The sequence below is a fragment of the Polaromonas sp. OV174 genome, from assembly GCF_900112285.1.
GTDB lineage: Bacteria > Pseudomonadota > Gammaproteobacteria > Burkholderiales > Burkholderiaceae_C > Polaromonas.
The window spans coordinates 1-5,429 of the sequence record NZ_FOKZ01000054.1 but is presented as its reverse complement, the minus strand read 5'-3'; the positions used below and the strand labels follow the sequence as shown (position 1 = coordinate 5,429).

Genomic DNA, 5,429 nt, shown 5'->3' with positions numbered 1-5,429 from the left:
TCCACCCCCTTGAGGAGGGCGCCGAAGGCGGCGGTGTGGTGTTGGGCTTGGGCGATCTGCTGCGGCAGCGCCGCCATCAGGGCCGCTTCGCGGGCCGCGGGTGAGCGGGTTTCCAGCGCATCAAAAAATCGTGTCATAGGCATTCCTGGGGCCGGATCAAGCCAGCCAGCGCTTGCGCCGCTTGTAGCTTTTCACATCCTTGAAGCTCTTGCGCTCACCGCCGCCCACGCCGAGATAAAACTCTTTCACATCCTCGTTGCTGGCGAGCTCGCGGGCGGCGCCGTCCATCACGACGCGGCCGCTTTCCATGATGTAGCCGTAGTCGGCGTATTTGAGCGCCATATTGGTGTTTTGTTCGGCCAGCAAGAAGGTGACTTTTTCCCGGGTGTTCAGGTCTTTGACGATGTTGAACACTTCTTCCACGATTTGCGGCGCCAGGCCCATGGAGGGCTCGTCGAGCAAGACCATGGAGGGGTTGGCCATCAGGGCGCGGCCAATCGCGCACATCTGCTGCTCGCCGCCCGAGGTGTAGGCCGCTTGCGACGTACGCCGGGTTTTCAGGCGGGGAAAGTAGTTGTAGACCTTTTCCAGGTTGGCGGCGATCTCGCCTTTGCTCTTGCGCGTATAGGCGCCGGTGAGCAGGTTTTCTTCAATCGTCAGGTGGGCAAAGCAGTGCCGGCCCTCCATCACCTGGATCACGCCACGCTTGACCAGGTCGGCGGGCGAGAGGTTTTCTATGCGTTCCCCTTGCAACTCGATGGAGCCCTTGGTGACTTCGCCGCGCTCGCCCTTGAGCAGGTTGGAGATGGCGCGCAGCGTGGTGGTCTTGCCTGCCCCATTGCCGCCCAGGATGGCCACGATGCGGCCCTCGGGCACCTGCAGGGACACGCCCTTCAAGACCAGAATCACATGGTTGTAGATGACCTCTATGCCGTTGACGTTGAGCAGCACCGGCACTGCTGCAGACGGAGGTGAGGCGGCAGTCGTGACCGCCGGGGGGGAAGAAATCGACATCGTGAGCTCCTAGGCCGGGACGTAATCGTGTGGCTTGTGCGCCATCCTGGCGCGAGCGCCAGGATGGACGGTTTAAGCGGGTTGGCCTGGGTTTAGCAGGCGCGTGGCTTGATGTTTTTTTCCTTGGCGTATTTGTCGGACATTTCCTTGACCAGTGGATCGACCACCGTTTTGTCGGCCTGGTACCAGGTCGGCTGGATGTCCCACTTGCTGCCATTCCACTGGACGATGCGTGCCCAGTCAGTGCCCATGTGGTTGGCGCAAGAGGTTTTCACCGGCCGCATGATTTCGCCAAAGCCCAGGGCTTTCAGGCGCTCGGCAGTGAGGTCCAGGTTTTCGTAACCCCAACGCACCTGTTCCGAGGTCATGGCTTTGCCCTTGCCGTACTTCTCTTGCGCCGCACGAATCGCCTCGACCTGCAGCATGGAAATCATCATGCCGCGGGTGTGGGCCAGCACGCCGACTTCGCTGAAGTTCGATGCCGTGCCTTCTTTTTTGTCATAGACAAATTTTTTCAGATCGTCGTGGACCTTGTCCTTGGCGGCGCTGTTGTGGATGGTGACGGCGTTATAGCCCTTGGCGCCCGTGCCTATGTCTTTCACATCATGGTCGGAGCCAGCCCACCAGATGGCGTAGATCTTTTCACGTGGGTAGCCGCTGGCCTGTGCTTCGCGGATGCCGGCCGGGGTCATCACGCCAGCACTCCAGAACAGCACGTAGTCGGGCTTTTGCTGGCGAATCTGCAGCCAGGTCGATTTTTGTTCGACGCCAGGAGGCGTGACCGGGAAGAGCGAGAGCTCGAAGCCATCCTTGGCGGCGCGTTTTTGCAGCAGCTGGATGGGCTCTTTGCCGTAAGGCGAGTCGTGATAGACCAGCGCAATTTTCTTGCCCTTGAGGCTGCCTTTTTCCTTTTTCAGGATGTCCTGGATCATCACGTCGGCGGCGGTCCAGTAGGTGCCCAGCAGCGGGAAGTTCCACTCGAAGACCTTGCCGTCAACCGATTGCGACAAACCGTAGCCCATGGTCTCGACGCTGACCTTGTCGGCAAAGGCCTTGTCGGTGACGGCAAAGGTGATGCCGGTGGATTGCGGGTCAAAACCCGAGGCGCCGGTGCCCTTGGTTTTCAGGCGCTCATAGCACTCAACACCCTTGGCCGCGTCGTAAGCCGTTTCGCACTCTTCGTAGCTGAGCTTGACGCCGTTGACGCCACCGTCGCGGGCGTTGACCAGCTTCAAATAATCCTGCTTGCCATCGGCCCAGGGAATGCCCAGCGGGGCGAACTGGCCGGTGCGGTAAACCAGCAGCGGAACAAACTGTTCTGCGCTTTGGGCCTGTGCCAGGGGCACGCTGAGCAGACTGCCCAGACCTGTTGCGACGATGGCGCTGGCGAGTGCGAGGGTTTTGATTTTCATGCTTGTCTCCGATGTAAGAGCACTTGTGGTGCGGGATGAAAACGATAGGACAAAGTTTTGCGCTCTGCGGCGCCTTCAGGGGGAAACGTTTAATGCGGGAAAGGCCAGAGCCGCAATTTTTGCCGTGCCGTGAGCCAAAGTCGTGCCAGGCCATGCGGCTCCACGATCAGGAAAAACACGATCAGGGCGCCAAAAATCATGTGCTCAAGATGCGACGCAGTGGCGGTGGACAAGGGCAGGCCAAGCCAGAGCGGGAGTTGGTTTAAAAACAGCGGCAGCAAGACAATGAAGGCGGCGCCGAAAAAGCTGCCGACAATGGAGCCAAGGCCGCCGATGATCACCATGAACAGCAGCTGAAAAGACTTGTCTATGCCAAATGCCGCTGGTTCCCAGGCGCCCAGATGCACAAAGCCCCAGAGCGCTCCGGCCACGCCGACGATGAAGGAGCTCACCGCAAAGGCCGATAGCTTGGCGTAGACCGGGCGAATGCCGATCACGGCGGCGGCCACGTCCATGTCGCGAATCGCCATCCATTCACGGCCGATGGCGCCACGCACCAGATTTTTTGCCAGCAGGCCTATGACCAGAACGATGGACAGGCACAGCAAATACTTCTGCACGGGAGTCTCAACGGACAGGCCGATCACCTTGAGCGCGCCGACGCTGACCGAGCCCGAGGACGAGTTGTTGGTGACCCAGGGCACGCGGTTGGTGAACCAGTCAATGAAGAACTGAGCCGCCAGGGTGGCCACCGCCAGGTAGAGGCCGCGAATACGCAGACTTGGCAGTCCAAACAACAGACCAGCCAGCGTGGCGCACAAGCCACCACCGATCAGCGACAGCAACAGCGGCATGCCTTCGATGCGTACTTGCAGATTGAAGGCCGCGTAGGCGCCCACGGCCATGAAGGCGCCGGTGCCCAGTGAAATCTGGCCGCAGTAGCCCACCAGTATGTTCAGGCCTATGGCGGCCAGGGAAAGGATTAGGAAAGGAATGAAGATGGCGCGAAAGGCGTAGTCGCTGGCTAGCAAGGGCAGGCCAATGAAGGCGATGGCGAGCAAGGCCAGCATGGCCACGCGATCCTGCAGGATGGGGAAGATCTGCAGGTCGGTCCGGTAGCTGCTTTTGAACTGGCCGTTCTCTCGGTAAAACATAGATGTGTCTCCGTCGCCGCGTTAGACGCGATCAATGATTTTGTAGTTACGACGCGCTGCGGTTAACTTGCAAGGCAAGTTAGTCTTCTCTGAAAAATCATTCTTTGCCGTGTCCGGCAAAGAGCCCAGTCCTGGGTTCATCGCGTATGTCATACGCGATCGATGATTTTGTCGCCGAACAGGCCTTGGGGCCTGACCAGCAAAAAGGCCAGCGCCAGCACATAGGCAAACCAGTTTTCGATGCCGCCGCCCACCATGGGCCCGAGGTAGATTTCCGACAGTTTTTCGCCCACGCCTATGATCAGTCCGCCCAGAATGGCGCCTGGAATCGAGGTCAGGCCGCCCAGAATGACGACCGGAAAGGCTTTTAGCGCGACCAGTGAAATGGAGAACTGAACCCCCAGTTTGGAGCCCCAGATCACGCCGGCGAACAAGGCCACGACGCCACCCAGCGCCCAGACGATGACCCAGATGCGCGACAGCGGTATGCCTATGGATTGCGCAGCCTGGTGGTCGTCAGCCACGGCGCGCAGGGCGCGGCCGGTGGCGGTTTTCTGGAAGAACAGCGAAAGCATGGTCACCAGCGCCGCGGCAATGGTGGCCGCATAGAGGTCTTCCTTGCTGAGCAGCAAGCCGCCTTCAAACAGCTTTTCCAGCACGATCATCGGGTCTTTCGGCATGCCGATATCGATTTTGTAAGTGGCACTGCCAAACATCAGCTGGCCGGCACCGTCCATGAAGTAGCTGATGCCCAGCGTTGCCATCAGCAGCGTGATGCCGTCCTGGTTGACCAGCTTGCGCAGGGCCAGTCGCTCAATCAGCCAGGCCACGCCAATCATGAGGACGACCGCAACCATGAAGGCCAGCACATTGGTCAGAAGCATGTTGTTGATGCCCAGCCAGCCAGGAATCCACTCCGAGAAGCGCGCCATCGCCAGCGCCGCGAACAGCACCATGGCGCCCTGGGAGAAATTGAAGACGCCGGAGGCCTTGAAGATCAGCACAAAGCCGATGGCCACCAGCGCGTACAGCATGCCGGCCATCAGGCCGCCAAAAAGGGTTTCGAGAAAAAATCCCATGATTATTTCCCCACCCCTGTTGCGGGCTCACTTCGTGTAGCCGCCTCTCCCCTTGCAGGGGACGCCGCTTTCGGCCCGGCGAAGCCGGTTCCGCTGCGGCCGCTGGTAAAGATATTTGCTGCCCGTAGAACGAGTATTGAATAGCCATTCATGATCACTGCTCCGTTCCAAGGTAAGCCCGGATGACGTCCGGGTTGTTGCGCACTTCGTCGGGCGTGCCGTCGCCGATCTTCTTGCCGTAGTCCAGCACCACCACGCGGTCGGAGATGTCCATGACCACGCCCATGTCATGCTCGATCAGCACCACGGTGGTGCCGAACTCGTCGTTGACGTCGAGCACAAAGCGGCACATGTCCTGCTTTTCTTCCACATTCATGCCGGCCATGGGCTCGTCCAGCAGCAGCACCTGCGGCTCCATCGCCAGGGCCCGGCCCAGGTCGACGCGTTTTTGCAGGCCGTAGGGCAGCTGGCCGACGGGCGTTTTGCGGTAGGCCTGGATTTCCAGGAAGTCGATGATGCGTTCGACGGCCTCGCGGTGGCGGATCTCTTCTTTCTCCGCCGGCCCGATGCGCAGCGCCTGCAGCAGCAGATTGCTTTTGATCTTCAGGTTGCGGCCCGACATGATGTTGTCGAGCACGCTCATGCCCTTGAACAGCGCCAGGTTCTGGAAGGTGCGGCCCACGCCCATCACCGCCACCTGGTGGCTGTTCATGTGCTTGAAGGTCTGGCCGCGAAAGGTGATGGAGCCCTGCTGCGGTGCGTACACCCCG

Annotated in this window: 5 protein-coding genes and 1 pseudogene; all 6 read right to left on the bottom strand. The window is 60.1% G+C overall.

The window, feature by feature from the left end; genetic code table 11:
• Nucleotides 1-137: pseudogene (locus tag BM160_RS23050) on the bottom strand (phenylacetate--CoA ligase family protein); the annotation flags it as partial.
• Nucleotides 138-156: 19 nt separating this feature from the next.
• Nucleotides 157-1,014, bottom strand: coding sequence for an ABC transporter ATP-binding protein (locus tag BM160_RS21960; protein ID WP_255369048.1), 858 nt, complete (start codon nucleotides 1,012-1,014; stop codon nucleotides 157-159).
• A gap of 92 nt (nucleotides 1,015-1,106) precedes the next feature.
• Nucleotides 1,107-2,426 carry an ABC transporter substrate-binding protein gene (locus tag BM160_RS21955; protein ID WP_092008271.1) on the bottom strand — a complete coding sequence of 440 codons (1,320 nt, stop codon included), beginning with the start codon at nucleotides 2,424-2,426 and terminating at the stop codon, nucleotides 1,107-1,109.
• A gap of 89 nt (nucleotides 2,427-2,515) precedes the next feature.
• Complete coding sequence (locus BM160_RS21950; protein ID WP_092008270.1) at nucleotides 2,516-3,580, bottom strand: branched-chain amino acid ABC transporter permease; 1,065 nt, start codon at nucleotides 3,578-3,580, stop codon at nucleotides 2,516-2,518.
• 149 nt (nucleotides 3,581-3,729) lie between these two features.
• The gene (locus tag BM160_RS21945; protein ID WP_092008269.1) at nucleotides 3,730-4,659 is read right to left on the bottom strand and encodes a branched-chain amino acid ABC transporter permease; all 930 of its coding nucleotides are present in this window, start codon (nucleotides 4,657-4,659) and stop codon (nucleotides 3,730-3,732) included.
• Between the two features lie 154 nt (nucleotides 4,660-4,813).
• The coding region (locus BM160_RS21940; protein ID WP_092008268.1) for an ABC transporter ATP-binding protein at nucleotides 4,814-5,429 on the bottom strand (616 nt) is incomplete at its 5' end.

Coding starts and splice junctions, on each gene's coding strand:
- BM160_RS21960 (WP_255369048.1), bottom strand. CDS start 1,014: ATGTCGATTTCTTCCCCCCCGGCGGTCACGACTGCCGCCTCACCTCCG.
- BM160_RS21955 (WP_092008271.1), bottom strand. CDS start 2,426: ATGAAAATCAAAACCCTCGCACTCGCCAGCGCCATCGTCGCAACAGGT.
- BM160_RS21950 (WP_092008270.1), bottom strand. CDS start 3,580: ATGTTTTACCGAGAGAACGGCCAGTTCAAAAGCAGCTACCGGACCGAC.
- BM160_RS21945 (WP_092008269.1), bottom strand. CDS start 4,659: ATGGGATTTTTTCTCGAAACCCTTTTTGGCGGCCTGATGGCCGGCATG.